The 17,579-nt window shown below is 61.1% G+C and carries 16 protein-coding genes; 8 read left to right on the forward strand and 8 right to left on the reverse strand.

The features are described 5' to 3' along the window. Positions 1-7: 7 nt before the first annotated feature. From znuB to HBO24_RS18470, 3 genes are read right to left on the reverse strand one after another with little or no spacing between them, the layout of a single operon-like run. Positions 8-796: a zinc ABC transporter permease subunit ZnuB gene (gene znuB / locus HBO24_RS18460; RefSeq protein WP_029290341.1), complete on the reverse strand. Its 789-nt coding sequence runs from the start codon at positions 794-796 to the stop codon at positions 8-10. Further along, on the reverse strand, positions 789-1,574 hold the full coding sequence (gene znuC, locus HBO24_RS18465; RefSeq protein ID WP_057444838.1) for a zinc ABC transporter ATP-binding protein ZnuC: 786 nt from the start codon (positions 1,572-1,574) through the stop codon (positions 789-791). Before znuC ends, znuB begins: the two co-directional genes overlap by 8 nt. Beyond that, entirely contained in the window at positions 1,574-2,068 is a 495-nt protein-coding gene (locus HBO24_RS18470) for a Fur family transcriptional regulator (protein WP_169851371.1), read from the reverse strand. Before HBO24_RS18470 ends, znuC begins: the two co-directional genes overlap by 1 nt. Positions 2,069-2,114: 46 nt before the next feature. On the opposite strand from HBO24_RS18470, the gene HBO24_RS18475 reads away from it, so the two are divergent. Beyond that, a complete protein-coding gene (locus tag HBO24_RS18475; RefSeq protein WP_170060082.1) occupies positions 2,115-3,041 on the forward strand; it encodes a zinc ABC transporter substrate-binding protein in 927 nt (308 codons plus the stop codon). A gap of 125 nt (positions 3,042-3,166) precedes the next feature. Here HBO24_RS18475 and HBO24_RS18480 read toward each other — a convergent pair whose 3' ends face one another. After that, on the reverse strand, positions 3,167-4,120 hold the full coding sequence (locus HBO24_RS18480) for a homoserine kinase (RefSeq protein ID WP_057439250.1): 954 nt from the start codon (positions 4,118-4,120) through the stop codon (positions 3,167-3,169). Between the two features lie 56 nt (positions 4,121-4,176). After that, positions 4,177-4,467 (reverse strand): DUF2782 domain-containing protein, encoded by a 291-nt coding sequence (locus HBO24_RS18485; RefSeq protein ID WP_169960467.1) that lies wholly within the window; start codon positions 4,465-4,467, stop codon positions 4,177-4,179. Between the two features lie 74 nt (positions 4,468-4,541). On the opposite strand from HBO24_RS18485, the gene polA reads away from it, so the two are divergent. Beyond that, positions 4,542-7,337, forward strand: a complete 2,796-nt coding sequence (gene polA, locus HBO24_RS18490) for a DNA polymerase I (protein ID WP_057957905.1) — start codon at positions 4,542-4,544, stop codon at positions 7,335-7,337. Positions 7,338-7,604: 267 nt separating this feature from the next. Here polA and yihA read toward each other — a convergent pair whose 3' ends face one another. Continuing rightward, a complete protein-coding gene (gene yihA / locus HBO24_RS18495) occupies positions 7,605-8,246 on the reverse strand; it encodes a ribosome biogenesis GTP-binding protein YihA/YsxC (RefSeq protein WP_032862650.1) in 642 nt (213 codons plus the stop codon). Between the two features lie 192 nt (positions 8,247-8,438). Here yihA and HBO24_RS18500 point away from each other — a divergent pair, with 192 nt between their 5' ends. The 6 genes from HBO24_RS18500 to HBO24_RS18525 all read left to right on the forward strand — a co-directional run bounded on the left by HBO24_RS18500 (position 8,439) and on the right by HBO24_RS18525 (position 14,055). Further along, complete coding sequence (locus tag HBO24_RS18500; RefSeq protein WP_057439249.1) at positions 8,439-8,729, forward strand: c-type cytochrome; 291 nt, start codon at positions 8,439-8,441, stop codon at positions 8,727-8,729. A 46-nt stretch (positions 8,730-8,775) separates the two neighbouring features. Next, complete coding sequence (locus tag HBO24_RS18505) at positions 8,776-9,390, forward strand: cytochrome c4 (RefSeq protein ID WP_057439248.1); 615 nt, start codon at positions 8,776-8,778, stop codon at positions 9,388-9,390. A 189-nt stretch (positions 9,391-9,579) separates the two neighbouring features. Then, positions 9,580-10,215 (forward strand): thiol:disulfide interchange protein DsbA, encoded by a 636-nt coding sequence (dsbA, locus tag HBO24_RS18510; RefSeq protein ID WP_057439247.1) that lies wholly within the window; start codon positions 9,580-9,582, stop codon positions 10,213-10,215. A gap of 10 nt (positions 10,216-10,225) precedes the next feature. Then, positions 10,226-11,104, forward strand: coding sequence for an endonuclease/exonuclease/phosphatase family protein (locus tag HBO24_RS18515; protein WP_057439246.1), 879 nt, complete (start codon positions 10,226-10,228; stop codon positions 11,102-11,104). Next, positions 11,101-13,188: a diguanylate cyclase gene (locus HBO24_RS18520; RefSeq protein ID WP_170060083.1), complete on the forward strand. Its 2,088-nt coding sequence runs from the start codon at positions 11,101-11,103 to the stop codon at positions 13,186-13,188. Before HBO24_RS18515 ends, HBO24_RS18520 begins: the two co-directional genes overlap by 4 nt. Before the next feature lie 90 nt (positions 13,189-13,278). Beyond that, on the forward strand, positions 13,279-14,055 hold the full coding sequence (locus HBO24_RS18525) for an N-acetylmuramoyl-L-alanine amidase (protein ID WP_169960471.1): 777 nt from the start codon (positions 13,279-13,281) through the stop codon (positions 14,053-14,055). 90 nt (positions 14,056-14,145) lie between these two features. Here the strand turns inward: HBO24_RS18525 and HBO24_RS18530 are convergent, their stop codons facing one another. Both HBO24_RS18530 and algB read right to left on the reverse strand, forming a co-directional pair. Then, positions 14,146-15,933: a KinB sensor domain-containing domain gene (locus tag HBO24_RS18530; RefSeq protein ID WP_170060084.1), complete on the reverse strand. Its 1,788-nt coding sequence runs from the start codon at positions 15,931-15,933 to the stop codon at positions 14,146-14,148. Positions 15,934-15,943: 10 nt separating this feature from the next. Beyond that, positions 15,944-17,290, reverse strand: a complete 1,347-nt coding sequence (gene algB / locus HBO24_RS18535; protein WP_032862658.1) for a sigma-54-dependent response regulator transcription factor AlgB — start codon at positions 17,288-17,290, stop codon at positions 15,944-15,946. Positions 17,291-17,579: the final 289 nt, after the last annotated feature.

Raw genomic sequence — 17,579 nt, forward strand, 5'->3', positions numbered from 1 at the left:
AGCAAGTCTACACCCCTCGACGGGGCAGGACAAAACTCAGCAGAAACAGTGCGGCGGCCGTGACCACAATCGACGGCCCGGCCGGGGTGTCCTTGAACCAGGACAGTGCCAGGCCACCACACACGGCAAGCATCCCCAGCAAACTGGCGCCAACCGCCATCTGTTCCGGCGAGCGTGCATGACGCTGGGCGGCGGCGGCGGGGATGATCAATAGCGACGTGATCAACAATACGCCGACTATCTTCATTGCGACAGCAATCACCACCGCGATCAGCAACATCAGGGTCATGCGCAGCGCTGGTACGGGCAGGCCTTCGACAGTGGCCAGCTGTTCGTGGACGGTAATTGCCAGCAGCGGCCGCCACAGGGCTACCAGCAGAATCAGTACCGCAGCGCTGCCGCCGAGAATCCAGGCGAGGTCCGTGGGGCTGATGGCCAGCAGGTCGCCGAACAGATAGGCCATCAGGTCGATCCGCACTTCATGCATAAAGCTCAGCACCACCAGGCCCAGGGACAAGGTGCTCGGCGCGAGGATCCCCAGCAGCGTGTCCGAGGCCAGTGGCTGGCGCTGTTGCAGGGTCACCAGCAGCACCGCCAGCAGCAGGCAGCCGACGGTCACGGCAATGGTCGGGCTGACGTCCAGCAAAAAGCCCAGGGCCACGCCGAGCAAGGCGGCGTGGGACAAGGTGTCGCCAAAGTAGGCCATGCGTCGCCAGACCACGAACGAACCCAACGGGCCCGCCACCAGCGCCAGAGCCAAGCCTGCAAGCAGGGCGTAGAGCAGAAAATCAGCCATGCTTGCAGCCATCTCCGTGGACGTGGGTATGAGGGGCAGTCGGATCGGCGACCACGGCGCCATGCAGGTCGTGGGCATGGTCGTGACGGTGGTGGTAGATCGCCAGGCTCTGGGCGTTTTTGCCGAACAGCTCGACGAACGCCGGGTCGCCGCTGACCTGCTCCGGGTGGCCGGAGCAGCAGACGTGGCGATTGAGGCAGACCACTTGGTCGGTGGTGCTCATCACCAGGTGCAGGTCATGGGACACCATCAGCACGCCGCAGCCATGCCGGTCGCGCAGGCGGGTGATCAGGCTGTAGAGCTCGGCCTGGCCGGCGACGTCGACGCCCTGCACCGGTTCATCGAGCACCAGCAATTCGGGTTCGCGCAGCAGGGCGCGGGCCAGCAGCACGCGCTGCATTTCGCCGCCGGAGATGCTTTGGACCGGGCTGTCGATGACCTGCTCGGCACCCACTTCCTTGAGCGCAGCCTGGGCGCGAGTGCGGTCCACGCCCGGTACCAGGCGCAGGAAACGCAGTACCGAGAGCGGCAAGGTCGGATCGACGTGCAGTTTTTGCGGCATGTAGCCGATGCGCAGCTTGGGCTTGCGCCAGACACTGCCGCTGTCGGGCTTGAGCAGCCCCAGTACCGCGCGTACGAGGGTGGTCTTGCCGGCGCCGTTAGGGCCGATCAGGGTGACGATCTGCCCCGGCTCGACGCTCAGGTCAATGTTGTCCAGCACGTTCTGGTCGGCGAACGTGACGCCGACCTGTTCCAGGCGGATCAGCGCAGTGCTCATCAAGCCCCCTGGCAGCCCGAGCAGATGCCAACCACTTCGACGGTCTGCCCTTCGACTCGGAAGCCGACATCGCCGGCACTCTTGATAATCGCGTCGCTGATGCTTTTTTGTTCAAGCTCGATGGCGGCGTGGCATTCGCGGCAGATCAGGAACTGGCCCTGATGCGCATGTTCCGGGTGGTTGCAGCCGACAAACGCGTTCAACGAGGCGATGCGGTGCACCAGGCCATTTTCCAGCAGGAAGTCCAGCGCACGGTACACCGTGGGCGGCGCGGCGCGGCGGCCGTCCTGCTCGCTGAGCACGCCGAGAATGTCGTAGGCACCCAGTGGCTTGTGGCTCTGCCACACCAGTTCCAGCACCCGCCGACGCAGGGCGGTCAGGCGCAGGCCTTGGCGTGCGCACAGGGCATCGGCCTCCGACAGTGCGTTGTGCACGCAGTGAGAGTGGTCGTGGGGACGGCTGGCAAGCGGTGTTTTAGGCATGAGCGGCGACAGATATTTGTGAGAGACGTTATTATGTTACCCGTTCCTGCTGACTTGAGTGCTTATCGTGTCCCGACTTTTTGCCGTTTTTGTCGTATTTGTCACCAGTTTATTGATTGCCGGGGCTGCCCAGGCCGAGGTTCGGGTGCTCACCAGCATCAAACCCTTACAGCTGATTGCCGCCGCTGTGCAGGACGGCGTGGCGGTTCCAGAGGTGTTGCTGCCTCCGGGAGCCTCGCCGCATAACTACGCATTGCGCCCATCCGACGTACGGCGTGTGCAGTCGGTGGATCTGCTGTATTGGATCGGTCCGGACATGGAAGGCTTCCTGCCACGGGTCCTCAAGGGTCGCAACTTGCCCACAGTGGCCGTGCAGGAACTGCCGGGCCTGAAGCTGCGGCATTTCGCCGAAGATCATCACCATGGCGAAGAAGCCGACGATCATGATCACGATCATCGCCCCGGCAGCCTGGATGCCCACTTGTGGTTGTCGCCGGTGAATGCGCGGGTGATTGCGGCCAGGATGGCGGCGGACTTGAGCGCGGCTGACCCCGCCAACGCAGAGCGCTACCAGAGCAACCTGCAAGCGTTCAACGGGCGCCTGGATGCCTTGGACCTGCGTTTGAAAGCGCGCCTGACGGGGATCGCCGGCAAGCCTTACTTCGTCTTCCACGAAGCCTTCGATTACTTTGAAGATGCCTACGGCCTCAAGCACACCGGCGTGTTCAGCGTGGCCGCCGAGGTACAACCCGGTGCCCAGCATGTGGCGGCGATGCGCACGCGCCTGCAGGAAGTGGGCAAGACCTGCGTGTTCAGCGAGCCACCCTTGCGCCCCCGCCTGGCCGAGACCCTGGTGGCTGGCCTGCCGGTGAAACTGGCGGAATTGGATGCCTTGGGCGGCTACACCCCGGCCACGGGCCAGGGGTATGAGCAGTTGCTGGAAAAATTGGGTACTGATTTGGCAGGGTGTCTGGAGTCGTTGTAACCGACGACATAGAACCCCTGTGGGAGCAGGCTTGTGTGGGAGCGGGCTTGCCCGCGATAGCGGTGTATCAGGCGCTGATAGGCGACTGACACGCCCTCATCGCGGGCAAGCCCGCTCCCACAGCGTCAGAGGGCGAACGGCAGTTGGAGAGTGGCCTGCTGGCGCTGCTCCAGTCGTTGCTGGAACTCCACTGGATCGTGAATCAGCACGTCCTGCCCGGCAAACGACTCGGCAGCAATCAGCCGTGACAGCCAAAACCGCACACACGCCACGCGCAACATGGTCGGCCACAGCTCGGCTTCCTTGGCGCTGAACGGCCGCAGTGCCGCGTAGGCGCCCAGCAGTGCGCGGGCGCGATGGCCGTCGATCACCCCGGCGGCGTCCGAGCACCAGTCATTCAGGGCAATCGCCACGTCGTACAGCATCGGCCCGGAGCACGCGTTGTAGAAGTCGATCAACCCGGTCAGGTGGGTGCCTTCGAACATCGCGTTGTCGCGAAACAGGTCGGCATGGAGGTTGGCGCGGGGCAGCGTGAGGATCTGCTCCTTGTGTTGCTGGATTTCATCCAGTGCCGTTTGCAACAGCTGCTGCTGGTGGGCGTCGAGGTGCGAAATCAGCTGCGCGCCCTCCTCGAGCATCCAATCCAACCCACGATCGGTCTTGCGCTCCAGCACCTTGTCGCCCTGGGTGGCCAGGTGCAAGTGGCCGAGCAACTCGCCTACTTGCACGCAATGCTGGGCGTTGGCGTCCTGGATGTGCTTGCCCGCCAGGCGCGGTTGCAGCAGCGCCGGCTTGCCTGCCAATTCGCGCAGGGCCACGCCGTCGGTGGTGCGCAGGGCGTAAGGCACGGGCAGGTCGGCGTCGTGGAGTACGTCGAGCAGTTCGATGAAGAACGGCATTTCGTCCACGGGGCCGCGTTCAACCAGGGTCAGGACAAATTCGCCCTGTTCCAGGCTGATAAAGAAGTTGGTGTTTTCGCTACCAGCGGCAATCCCCTGGAAATCGAGCAGGCGGCCGAGCCCGTAAGGGGCGAGAAAGGTTTCCAGCTCGGGCCGAGCCAGGGGGGTGAACACAGACATGGTTAAAACTGCCAGTACGGGCGCCGCGGGCCGCAGCGCCGATTAAAATTAAGAAATCATTTCCATTCGAAGATCTTCCATGACGGGATCAGCATATCCGGCTGGTCCGAGCGGATGAAGTTCGCATCGGTTCCGTCCGCGCGCACCAGAAAATACGGTTTGCCGCCCTTGGGCGTTACCTTGATTGCGTACAGGAAGCCGTTTTGGCGGAATTCCTGGATGGTCTTGTCGCCTTCCGTGCGAATGGTGACTTCCGGATCGCCCGAAGGAGCATCGTCTGCCGCTATGGCAGCCATCGGAGCGAGTGCAATCAGGCCGGTCAACAGCAGGCGATTGAATGTGCGCATGATAACCTTGTCCCTTTGTTGTCAATGGTCCGGCTATTCTAGCGCCAGACCCGCCGAAAAGGTTGATCCTGCTCATGAGCCAAGCCCCCCTCGTCCTGGTGGACGGTTCTTCATATCTGTACCGCGCCTTCCACGCGCTGCCGCCGCTGACTACGTCCAAAGGCCTGCCGACCGGTGCGGTCAAGGGCGTGTTGAACATGCTCAAAAGCCTGCGCAAGCAGTACCCGGACAGTCCGTTCGCGGTAGTGTTCGACGCCAAGGGCGGGACATTTCGCGATGACATGTACGCCGAATACAAGGCCAACCGCCCGAGCATGCCCGATGACATGCGCGTGCAGATCGAGCCGCTGCACCAGAGCGTGATCGCCCTGGGCTTCCCGCTGCTGTGTGTCGAAGGGGTCGAGGCCGACGACGTGATCGGCACCCTGGCCCGCAGCAGTGCGGCTGCCGACCGCCCGGTGGTGATCTCCACGGGTGACAAGGACATGGCGCAGTTGGTCGATGGGCACATTACCTTGGTCAACACCATGACCGGTAGCGCCATGGATGTGGACGGCGTAAAGGAGAAATTTGGTGTCGCTCCCGAGCAGATCATCGACTATCTGGCGTTGATGGGCGATTCCTCCGACAACATCCCGGGTGTTCCCGGTATCGGTCCTAAGACCGCTTCGGGACTGCTGGTCGGTGTGAACGGCGGTTTGAAAGAGCTTTACGAGCAGCTCGATATTGTCCCGAGCTTGCCGATCCGTGGGGCCAAGACCCTGCCGGCCAAGCTGGAAGAGCACAAAGAGATGGCGTTCCTGTCCTACCAGTTGGCGACCATCAAGGTCGATGTGCCCCTGGATGTTGGCCTGGAAGACTTGCACCTGATCGAGCCGGATCGCGAGAAGCTGCTTGAGCTGTACACTCTGCTGGAGTTCAAGAGCTGGATCGATGAGATTCAGCGTGATGCCAAGCGGGTCGAGCTCAAGGCTGCCGCTGACGTTGCACCGGCTCAGGTTGCAGTTGCGGCCCAAGCACCTGTGGCCCCGGTCGAAGCGCAGTACGAGACCATCCTCGACCAGGCCCGCTTTGACGTCTGGTTGAAAAAACTCAATGACGCGAAGTTGTTTGCCTTTGATACTGAAACTACCGGTGTCGACGCCCAGCAGGCGCAACTGGTGGGGGTTTCATTTGCGGTGCAGGCCAATGAAGCGGCCTACATCCCGCTCACCCATTCCTACATCGGCGTGCCCGAGCAACTGGACCGCGATACGGTGTTGTTGGCTCTCAAGCCGCTGCTGGAAGACCCGAACAAGCTCAAGGTCGGTCAGCACGCCAAGTTCGACATGAATATCCTGGCCAATTGCGCCATTGGCGGCGACCCGGCGCACGGCATCACCGTGCGCGGCATCGCCTTCGACACCATGCTCGAATCCTACGTGTTGAACTCCACCGCGACCCGGCACGACATGGACAGCCTGGCGAAGAAGTACTTGGAGCATGACACCGTCAGCTTCCAGGACATCGCCGGCAAAGGCGCCAAACAGCTGACCTTCGACCAGATTGCCCTGGAGCAGGCCGGTCCCTACGCTGCTGAAGATGCCGATGTGACCCTGCGCCTGCACCTGGCCCTGTACGAACAACTCTGCGCCCTGCCGAGCCTGGCCAGTGTGCTGACGGATATCGAGATGCCATTGGTGCCGGTACTGGCGCGGATCGAGCGCCAGGGTGCCCTGGTAGATGCCGCGCTGCTCGGCGTGCAGAGCATCGAGCTGGGCAACAAGATGGTGGAACTGGAGCGTCAGGCGTATGAAATCGCCGGCGAGGAGTTCAACCTGGGTTCGCCCAAGCAATTGGGGGCAATCCTCTACGAAAAACTCGGGCTGCCGGTGTTGAAGAAGACTGGCAAGGGCCAGGCCTCTACCGCCGAGGAAGTGCTGGCCAAGCTGGCCGAAGATGACTATCCATTGCCTAAGGTGCTGATGCAGTACCGCAGCATGAGCAAACTCAAAAGCACCTACACCGACCGTTTGCCCGAGCAGATCAACCCGCGTACGGGGCGGATCCACACCTCTTATCATCAGGCCGTGGCCGCTACCGGGCGTTTGTCGTCCAGTGATCCGAACCTGCAGAACATCCCGGTGCGCACTGCCGAAGGCCGGCGGATCCGCCAGGCGTTCGTTGCGCCCAAGGGCTACAAGCTGCTGGCGGCGGACTACTCGCAGATCGAGCTGCGGATCATGGCGCACCTGTCCAAGGACGAGGGCTTGCTCAACGCCTTCCGCGACAACCTGGATGTACACACGGCCACGGCGGCCGAGGTGTTCAAGGTCGAGCTGGGTGAGGTCACGTCCGACCAGCGCCGTAGCGCCAAGGCGATCAACTTCGGCCTGATCTACGGCATGGGCGCGCAGAAGCTGGGCAAGGATATTGGCGTCGATACCAAGACGGCCAAGGCCTACATCGATGTGTACTTTGCCCGCTACCCAGGGGTGCGCGAGTACATGGAGCGCACCCGTGCCCAGGCATCCGACCAGGGCTATGTGGAAACCCTGTTCGGGCGCCGCCTGTATCTGCCGGATATCCACTCCAACAAGCCCCAGGAGCGCGCGGGCGCAGAGCGTACCGCGATCAACGCGCCGATGCAGGGCACTGCCGCCGATATCATCAAGAAAGCCATGGTCAAGGTCGACAACTGGCTGACGGAGTCGGGGTTGGACGCCAAGGTCATCCTGCAGGTACACGATGAATTGGTACTGGAGGTCCGCGAAGACCTGGTGGCTGAGGTCAGCGAGAAGATTCGCGAGCACATGAGCGGTGCGGCGAGCCTGGATGTGCCACTGCTGGTGGAAGTCGGGGTGGGCGATAACTGGGACCAGGCGCACTGATCATCTGGCAGTGCTGCGGCATGACGTCGCAGCACTGCCTATAGATCGGAAAGCTCCGAGAGTTATTTCCAATAGTTTTTCCGGGCGCCGGAACTTAACCCATGAAAAGTCACTCAGAGTTACTGAATGGGTGGTGAAGCCCTTCAATGCTCCTATGTTGTGTTAAGTGTTGGCAGATATCTGGACCCCGCCCTAGCGGTCCGGAACTTGGACCCCGAACTTCCCCTCCCCATACGAAGTCCGGGGTTTTTTTTGCCTGCAGAAAAGTTACTCGGCGATTTCCGCGCCCTTGTCCGCCAGCTCCATCCAGCCTGCCAGCACGGTATAGGCGTCTTCCAGGCCCATGCGCTTGGGCGCCGAGAACAGCTGGATAGTGATCGCATCACCCCAACCCTTACGGATTTCGGCCTGCACTTTGAGCAAGGTGTTCTTGGCTGCGCCGTAGGTCAATTTGTCGGCCTTGGTCAGCAAAATATGCATTGGCATGCCACTGGCGACCGCCCAATCGAGCATCAACAGGTCGAAATCGGTCATTGGATGACGGATATCCATCATCAGGATCAGCCCTTTCAGACTTTCGCGGCCACCCAGATAGGCTTCCAGGTGACGCTGCCAGTGCAGCTTCAATGGGATAGGTACTTTTGCGTAACCGTAGCCCGGCAGGTCGACCAGACGCCGATCATCGTCTAGCTTGAAGAAGTTGAGCAGCTGTGTGCGGCCCGGGGTTTTCGAGGTGCGAGCCAGGCTGGCATGGGTCAGGGTGTTGAGCGCGCTGGACTTACCGGCGTTGGAGCGCCCGGCGAAGGCCACTTCAAAGCCTTCGTCGTCGGGGCATTGGTCGACTTTGGCGGCGCTGAGCATGAACGTGGACTGTTGGCACAGACCGAGGATGGGGTTCTTGAGTTGCATGGGATTTCCGATGTGGGCGGTGCCGGGAATGGGTGCGGCAAGTAGTGTCGTTCCCGTTTCAGTGGCGCCAGTATATAATGCCGCAGATTTTGTGTGTGCTTTGTCCCAGCGAAGGATGAAGTTCACGGGAGCGATAGACCTTTATTGCGCATTAGAACGCAAAACGCTTCCAAACCCTGAAAAGGTCGACGTATGACCCAGTGGCTGCTAGCTGTCGGTGTCCTGATACCACTTTACAGTGCGCAGGCTACACAGGATCCGGAAGCTGTGTACAACCGCGTTTGTGCGGCTTGTCATGCCGGGCAGTTGCCAATGGCCCCCAAGCGGGGTGACCAGGCAGCCTGGGCGCCGAGGCTGGCGCAAGGCATGGATACGCTGGTGCAGCATGTGACCCAGGGTTTCAAGGCGATGCCGCCGCGTGGTTTGTGCATGGAATGCCGTGCCGAGGATTACCAGGCCATCATTGTTTTGATGAGCGAGTAGACCCGGTCCATAACTCTATAACCTTTAGCCGTAATTGGATTAGCTGATGAACAAATTGATCGTGAGTCTGCTGTTGACCTTGGGCATCACTGGTGTTGCCCATGCTGCAGGTGACGCTACTGCTGGCCAGACAAAGGCCGCCGTATGTGGTGCCTGCCATGGAGCGGATGGCAACAGTCCGTTACCCAACTTTCCAAAACTGGCGGGCCAGGGTGAGAAATACCTGACCAAGCAGATGCACGACATCAAGGACGGCAAGCGAACGGTATTGGAAATGACCGGCATGCTGACCAATCTCAACGATCAGGACCTGTCGGATATCGCGGCGTATTTCGCCAGCCAGGCAGGCAGCGTGGGGGCGGCGGATCCAAAACTGGTCGAACGTGGTGAAAAGCTGTTCCGTGGCGGCGACCTCGACAAAGGCCTGCCGGCCTGTACCGGCTGCCACTCTCCGGATGGCTCGGGTAACGCTGCAGCAGGCTTCCCGCACCTGGGTGGCCAGCACGCCCAGTACATTGCCAAGCAACTGACTGATTTCCGCAAGGAAGAAGCCGGCCGTGCCAACGATGGCGATGCAATGACCATGCGTACGATTGCGCGCAAACTGAGTGACGAAGACATTGCAGCGGTAGCCAGCTACATCCAGGGCCTGCACAAGTAAGGTGCGCAAGACCGGGGGTACATCAGCGGTAACGTTAACGCTCGATTAATCCGTCGATGCAAGCATAAAAAGGGTGGCTGAGGCCGCCCTTTTTTGTGGCCGCTACCGTTACACTAACGAACTCATGCCCGTGTAGACCTGTCATAAAAAAGGTCGCGCGAGGCGACTTTATTTGTCCAGGAGTAAAGCATGCGTAAATTGATCCTCAGCGCCGCTCTCGTCACTGCCAGCCTGTTCGGCATGACCGCCCAAGCCGCCGATGTGCCGCTTGAAGCGGGCAAGACTTATGTTGAATTGGCCAATCCGGTGCCTGTTTCCGTGCCGGGCAAGATCGAAGTCGTAGAGCTGTTCTGGTATGGCTGCCCGCATTGCTACTCTTTTGAGCCGACCATCAACCCTTGGGCCGAGAAGCTGCCTTCGGACGTGAACTTCAAGCGCCTCCCGGCCATGTTCGGCGGCCCTTGGGATGCCCACGGCCAGATGTTCCTGACCCTGGAAGCCATGGGTGTGGAGCATAAGGTCCACAACGCGGTGTTCGAGGCAATCCAGAAACAAGGCAAGCGCCTGACCAAGCCTGAGGAAATGGCTGACTTCCTCGCCACCCAGGGCGTGGACAAGGACAAGTTCCTGACCACCTTTAATTCCTTTGCCATCAAGGGCCAGATCAAACAGGCCAAGGATCTTGCGCAGAAGTACGGCGTGCAAGGCGTTCCAACCCTGATCGTCAACGGCAAGTACCGCTTTGACCTGGGCTCCACAGGTGGTCCTGAAGCGACCCTCAACGTTGCCGACCAGTTGATCGCCAAAGAGCGCGCAGCCAAGTAAGGGGCTCGCCATGCGTCGCTGGGGTACTGAACGAGTGGTTGGCCTGCATGATCCGCAGGTCAACGAACACCACCTGACGTCCACCGGCCTGCCGGCGGATAGCCGGCTGCGCTTACTGAGCTTCAATATCCAGGTAGGCATCAGTACCGAAAAGTACCGCCACTACCTGACCCGGGGCTGGCAGCATCTGCTGCCCCACAACGGTCGGGCCGGCAATCTGCAGAAGATTGGCGACCTGCTGGGCGATTTCGACCTGGTGGCCCTGCAGGAGGCCGACGGTGGCAGCCTGCGTTCAGGCTACGTCAATCAGGTCGAACACCTGGCCCAGCTCGGTGCTTTCCCCTACTGGTACCAACAACTCAATCGCAACCTTGGCCGACTGGGCCAGCACAGCAATGGCGTGCTCAGCCGGTTGAAGCCCTCGGTGATCGAAGACCATCCACTGCCGGGCCCGAAAGGGCGCGGGGCGATTCTGGTGCGCTTCGGCGAAGGGCCCGAGGCGCTGGTGGTGGTCATGATGCACCTGGCGCTGGGGGCGCGTACCCGGACCCTGCAGTTGGCCTACATCCGTGAGCTGATTGGCGATTACAAACACCAGGTGCTGATGGGGGACATGAACACCCACGCCAGCGACCTGTTGCAGAATTCTCCGCTGCGCGACCTCGGGCTGCTGGCGCCGCAGGTCGAAGCCACGTTCCCCAGTTGGCGTCCGCAACGCTGTCTAGATCACATTCTGTTAAGCCCGACCCTGACGCTGGAACGCGTGCAGGTGCTGGCGCAGCCCATTTCCGATCACCTGCCGGTCGCGGTAGAGATTCGTCTGCCGGGTTCGCTCACGGCTGATGCATTACCCGCGTTGAGCCCCGGCCCTCGCGGACCCCTTGCATGAGCGACGACGCCCAGCGCTGGAAAGAAAAATACCTGTTAAGCATCGAGCAACAAGAAAAGCTCGAACGTCGTTGGGCTGCGCGCCTCGACTTGCTGCGCCGTGGGCTGGTGCGCAGCACGCTGGCGGCCGAAGGCACGGATCGGGCCGTGGACCAGTGTATGAAAGAGATGCGCGATGTGGTGCGCACCGATGACATGGACGCCGCGCTCGCCGCCTTGTTGCCACGCCTGGAAAAGGCCGTGCTGGACTCCGAGCAGCGCCGTGAAACGCGGGTGGATCAGATCAGTACGGCGCTGACCGCCTTGGTCTCGCAATTACAGGCCCTGCCCTTGCCCCGGGAAGTCAGTCGCCCGCTGAAGAGCTTTGCCAAGCAGTTGGATAGCCGAGTCGGCCAGGCGCGGGAAATTCCCCTGCTGCTCAGTGAGTTGAGCGGCCTGCAAGGGCAGGCCCTGAGTAATCTTGAGTCGGATGACGAACCTGCTCGTCCAGGTTTGTTGCAGCGCCTGTTTGGTGGCAAGGAGGCGGGTACAGAGGTTGCGCCGGTTGAGCCCGCTGTTTCTCCGCCTTCCCGGCAACCCCCTGCGGTAGCACCAAGCCCGGCCACCCCGGTGGTTGAGGATGCGCCCGAGCTGGCCCAGGCCCTGCGTGCCTTCGCGCCACAAGCCCAGGCCCCGCAGCAGCCGGTACTTGAAGTTGCACCTGCGCCTGCACCTGCACCTGCACCTCAGCCTGTGGCGCCTCGGGTTGATGTGGATGAGCGTGTGGCATCAGTGCCCGAGGTTGGCGCTCCTCGCTTATCACCCGTCGAGACGCTCGCGGTCGCCATCGAAACCCCGGAACCGCCCCGACCTGTCGAAGTGAGCCTTGCCCCGCTGCCTGAACGGGCTGTCGCTGCGGCGGTAGTTGCGCCCGAGGTCCTGCCCCTGGTGCCGCAACCGACCGAGATCGGCAGTCTGTCATTGCCGCCTGTGCTGGACGACGAATCGGCTGAAGTTGATCCTGAGGCGCTGTACGCCCTGCCCGATTCCCCCGAGCCGTCCTACAGCTCTGTCGCCAAACATATCGAAGACACCCTGCTCGGCCTGCTGGGCGACCTCGCTCTGCCCGAGCGGTACCGGCCCCAGGCGCAAGCCATGCGCGAACGCCTGGCCCAAGGGCTGAATTGGTACGAACTGCTACCGATCCTCGATGACCTGGCGGTATTGATGCTGGCCATCACCGATAGCGGCCAGCATGAGTTCGAGGCCTACCTCAAGCATCTCAACGAGCGGCTGGAAGCCTTCCAGAGCAACCTGCAGGCGGCCAGCGACGGGCACGCCGACAGCCGCAGCGCCGCGCGCGAGATGGATACGCAAATCCGTGAACAGATGGATGGCTTGCAAAGCAGTGTCCAGGAAGCGGCCGACCTCGATGACCTCAAGCAAGTGCTGGAAAGTCATCTTGAGGGGCTGTTGGGTGCCATGGACGAGCATCAAAAGCAGCGTGACCAGCGTGAACATGAAGTCGCCGCGCGGTTGCAGGGTTTGGCCGAGCGGGTGGCGAGTATGGAGCAGGAGGCCCAGGGCTATCGGGACCACCTTGAGGTGCAGCGCCAGAAAGCCTTGATCGACCCGCTCACTGGATTGCCCAATCGTGCGGCCTGGAGCGAGCGCCTGGAGTACGAGGTCAATACCTGGCATCAACAGGGCAACAGCCTGTCGTTGGCGATGCTCGACCTCGACCACTTCAAGCGCATCAATGACAGCTACGGCCATCTGGCGGGCGACAAGGTGCTGAAAATCATCGCCACTGTATTGAGCAAGCACCTGCGCCCGACGGACTTTATCGCACGGTTTGGCGGTGAGGAGTTTGTGCTGCTGATGCCGGATTCGGCGTTGGGCGGTGCGCTGGAACTCGGCGAACGCCTGCGCGCGGCCATCGAGGCGTGCCCGTTTCACTTCAAGGGCGAGCGGGTGACCATTACGATGTCCATCGGCATGGCGCAGTTCCAGCCTGGAGAGCGCAGCGACCTGGCACTCAAGCGCGCGGACGAGGCGTTGTATCGAGCCAAGGCGGCCGGACGTAACCAGGTGCAGGCGGCCTGAAAATTTGTTCGATTTTGTATTGCCGGCCGCTGGCCGGCAAACCGTACGTTACACTGTTGCATTATCGTCTTTAGCGTACTGTCTGTTGCCATGAAATTTCTAGTTACTGCTCTACTGTTCCTCACCCTCGCCGGTTGTGCGAGTGGCCCGCGGCTGGATACCAGCCACCCATCGGTGAACTTCGATCATCGTATCCAGTTCGTCGTCCTGCACTACACCGCTACCAACCTTCAAAGCTCGCTGGCGCTATTGACCAAAGGCCAGGTCAGCAGTCACTACCTGATTGGCGATGATGCCCGCGCAACCATCTATAAGCTGGTGGATGAAGACAAGCGTTCCTGGCACGCCGGAGAAAGTGAGTGGATGGGGCGTACCTGGCTCAACTCCAGCTCCATTGGCATCGAGATCGTCAATCCGGGTTATCGCGACACGCCAACAGGTCGGGTGTGGTATCCGTACTCCGAGGCGCAGGTCCAGTCCCTGGTGACCTTGCTCAAGGACATCAGCCAGCGCAACCGGATCAACCCGCGATTCATTATTGGTCATAGCGATATCGCGCCTGGCCGCAAACTCGATCCGGGTCCATTGTTCCCGTGGAAGCGCCTGGCTGATGAAGGTCTGGGGATCTGGCCCGAGGCCCAGGCGGTTGCGCGGTATCAGGCCGAGTACGCCGGGCAGTTGCCGAGCATTACCTGGTTCCAGGAAGAGTTGGCACGCTTGGGGTATGCCACGCCGCAAACCGGTGAATTGGATGTGGCGACACGGCGTGTACTGGCCGCCTTCCAGATGCGCTTCCGGCCGGCGTTGTTCGACGGTACGCCGGATGCGCAAAGTGCAGCGATCCTGCGGGTGCTGAACCACCGCTAAGGTCTTTAAGCGCTGCGCGCAATTGATGTGGGAGCCGTCGAGCTCCCACCTTTGATCGTTGCAGCCTTTGAGTAGCGCGCTGACTGATAGTTAAAGCGGCAACGCCATATAGAACTGCGTGCCCTGCCCCGGCCGGGAATAAACCCCCATCCTGCCACCGTGCAGCTGCACGATCTCCTTGCACAGCGCCAGCCCCAGGCCGGCACCGCCTTTCTTGCGGCCTACCTGGACAAAAGGTTCGAAAATCCTGCCCTGCTGGCCATAGGCGATGCCTTCGCCGTTGTCCTCCACGCTGATGATCAGCCGTTCGCCATGGCGCCGCGCTTGCAGGCGAATCTGCCCGCCGTCGCTGGTATGGCGCAGGGCATTGCCCAGCAGATTGTCGAGGACTCGCTCCAATTGCGCCCGGTCGGCGTGTAGCCTGGGTAGTTGCGCCTGTGCCTCTATCACCAGGTCGATGTTTTGCGCATTCGCCAGTTCGGCAAAACGCGCGCGGGCATGTTCGAGCAGATCGTTGGTGTCGCAGGGCGCCAGGGTGAGTTTTTGCAGGCCGTTCTGATAGCGGGAAAAGTTGAGCAAGTCGTTGATCAGTTGCATCAAGCGCTGCATTTCTTCATTGACCGTATTCAGCAGGTCGGCTTCGCGCGACTCGGCGGGGAACTTCGCCCGTTCCTGGAACAGCCCGAACGCCATGTGCATACCGGTGACCGGCGTGCGCAGTTCATGGGAGGCCCGCAGCACGAATTCGCTACGCACCCGCTCGAAGGCCCGTTGCTCGGTAACGTCATGCAATACCATCACCGCGCCGAGGATGTGCCCCTGGTGGTGGCTGACCGGCGTCATGCTGTAGGTCAGCAGGCGTGATTCGCCTTCGACTTCCACTTCCAGGTCGTCAGGTGCGCGCTCCAGGTTGCCGCCGCGCAGCACCAGATGCAGTTGCTCATCCAGTTCCGGGCGCTGTAACGCTTCGCCCAGGCCCTCTCCCAGGCGGGTCTCGTCCCAACCCAACTGGCGCTGGGCGACCGGGTTGAGGTGTTCAAGACGGCCTTGGCGGTCGATCATCAGCAAACCGTCGTCGATGCTGTCGAGCACGGCCTGCAAGCGTTGCTGACCGGCGAGCAATTCATCGACGTTCGTGGCCTGATGCTGGCGCAGGGCTTCGGCCATGATGCCAAAGCGCCGGGTCAACAGGTTCATTTCTGCAGCTGAAGAAATAGGCAGCGTGACATCGAAATTGCCTTGGCCGATTTTATCGGCAGCCTTGGCCAGCGCCTCGATCGGCCCGCCAAAGCGCCGGGCGATGCCATGGGCGGTGATGAACCCGATGATCAGCACTGCCAGCCCCACCAGCCCGAGCAGGCCGGCGATCCACAAGGCTCGCTCACGCGATTGCCGCACGGTGTCGCTGATGTTTTCCAGTGCGGTTTTGTGTTCGCTGATCAGCCCATTGCGCAAGGCGTTGAAGCTGTCGGTAAGTTTTGCGTTATTGCGCAGGGACGGCGGCGTACTTTCATTTTCGTCGAAGGCTTCGATAAACCTCAGGTAATCGGCCTTGGCCTGAGTGAGACCGCCGATCCTGTCCACACTTTTCTCATGGGCGATGCCTTGGTCCAGCAGCTTGAAATACTCCTGCTTGGATGTATTCAGCGCGACCGGGTCCGGGGTGTCGTTGAGCATCAGGATCAACTGGTCGCCCAGGGTCTGGCGCAGCTTGAGTCCCAGGTCCAGGGTAATGAAGTTGCTGCGGATCAGGGACTCCTGGGTCTTGGCCATTTGCATGACACTCACCAGCCCCAGCAGCAACCCAAGCAGGGCCACGGTGATCAGCGCAGAGATACTCAGGAACAGCCGCGTGCGCAGTTTCATCGCCAACTTCATAAGGTGCAGCTCACAGGTTGTATTGCTTGCGTTTGCGATACAGCGTCGATGCATCAATGCCCAGGGTCTTGGCCGCCTGGTCCAGGGTATCGCTGGTGGCCAGGACGGCGCCGATATGGGCCTTTTCCAATTCATCCAGGCTCAACGCCGCACCAATACGCGGGGAATTGTTGGTCGGTTGCTCGGCCATCCCCAGATGGCTGATTTCGACTTTCTCCTGGGCGCAGATGATGCTCGCGCGTTCTACGACGTTGCGCAGTTCGCGGATATTGCCCGGCCAACGGTAGTTGAGCAGGGCTTCACGGGCCTCATCGCTGAAGCCGCGAGCCGGCCGCGCATACTCTTTGACGAAGCGCGCCAGGAAGCGGTCGGCAAGGGCGAGGATATCTTCGCTGCGCTCGCGCAGGGGCGGCAGATGCAAGGTGATGACGTTCAGCCGATACAGTAAGTCTTCGCGAAAACGCCCATCGCGCACCATGTCTTCCAGGTTCAGGTTGGTCGCTGCCAGGATGCGCACATCGGCGCGCCGAGTGACTGGGTCGCCGACCCGTTCATATTCCTTGTCCTGGATGAAACGCAGCAACTTTGGTTGCAACGTCAGGGGAAAGTCGCCGATCTCGTCGAGAAACAGCGTACCGCCGTCCGCCTGGTTGACCCGCCCCAAGGTGCTTTCGCTGGCGCCGGTAAAGGCCCCGCGACTGTGGCCGAACAGCTCGCTTTCCATCAGTTCGGCGGTCAGGGATGGGCAGTTGATCGTGACGCAGGATTTTTTCGCCCTTTTACTCCAGCCATGAATGGCCCTGGCCAGCTCACCTTTACCCGTACCGGATTCACCGAGGATCAGGATATTGGCATCGGTGCCGGCCACTTGGCGGGCGGTTTCGAGCACCACCATCATCGACGGGCTATGGGAGTCGAGGCCATCCTTGGGCTGGCGTACTTCGCCTTCCAGCGCTTCGAGGCGTGCCGACAGCTGGCGCACTTCCAGTTGCTTGGCGGTGGCCAGGCGCAATTGGTCCGGGCTGCACGGCTTGACCAGGTAATCGGCCGCGCCCGCCTGGATCGCATCCACGGCAGTATCGACGGCTGAGTGGGCGGTGACGATCACCACGCGCATCCAGGGCGCCTGGATCCGCATTTGCGCCAGCACATCCAGGCCGTTGTCTTCGCCCAGGCGCAGGTCCAGAAAGCACAGGTCGAACACCTGGCGCTGCAACAGGGCATCGGCCTGGGCCGCGCTGTTGGCGGTGGCGACGGTATAGCCTTCATCTTCCAGGCAGTAGCGGAAGGTGCGGAGGATCGCGGACTCGTCGTCCACTAAAAGAATGCGGCCTTGAAGTTCCTTGGCTGATTCCATCTGTCCCGCGCTCCTTAAATTAAGAATGATTGATTTTGGTTAGTCCCGGAATAATCGGGCAAGTTGCATGGTTTATTCTGATTGATTCAAGGCCCTATCGCGCAGCTATCTAAGACCCTTCCTACTTATATGCCTGGGCAGTGGGTTTTTGACCCTTCTTGATGCTTCGGCAGCCCCACAGCCCGTTCTGATCCCTTGATCCGACCAACGACCATCGTGCATTTCGCACGGTGAGGATAGGCGCATCGTGCAGGATGCTGCTGATAAGAAAACCAATGATCTTATAAGC

The organism is Pseudomonas sp. WS 5410 (genome assembly GCF_012985645.1).
Classification (GTDB): Bacteria; Pseudomonadota; Gammaproteobacteria; order Pseudomonadales; family Pseudomonadaceae; genus Aquipseudomonas; species Aquipseudomonas shahriarae.